This window comes from Alicyclobacillus suci (genome assembly GCF_017329615.1).
In the GTDB taxonomy this organism is placed as follows: Bacteria; Bacillota; Bacilli; order Alicyclobacillales; family Alicyclobacillaceae; genus Alicyclobacillus; species Alicyclobacillus suci.
Map to the genome: position 1 here is coordinate 1 of NZ_JAFMTW010000244.1, position 253 is coordinate 253.

Below are 253 nucleotides of genomic sequence, written 5' to 3' on the forward strand. Positions count from 1 at the left end.
CGCACGCCGCTCACAGGCCTGGTGGGAATGGCCGAGACGCTGCTACGAGCGCAGCCGCCCTTGCCCGCGCTGCAGGCCGAAGCCGCGGCCGCCATCGGGCAGCAGGCTCAGCGCATGCGTACGATGGTCACCAACCTGCTCGACATGGCGCGCCTGCAGAACCAGGACGTCAAGCTGCGGCTCGAGTGGCAATCGATCGAAGAGCTGGTGGGTGCGGCGCTTCAGGCGAATCCGCTTCCCGATCATCGTGTGG

The 253-nt window shown here is 68.0% G+C and carries 1 protein-coding gene; it reads left to right on the plus strand.

Going from position 1 to position 253, the window contains the following annotated elements; all coding sequences use genetic code 11:
* Positions 1-27: 27 nt before the first annotated feature.
* The coding region (locus J3482_RS22330; protein WP_499706842.1) for a histidine kinase dimerization/phospho-acceptor domain-containing protein at positions 28-253 on the plus strand (226 nt) is incomplete at its 3' end.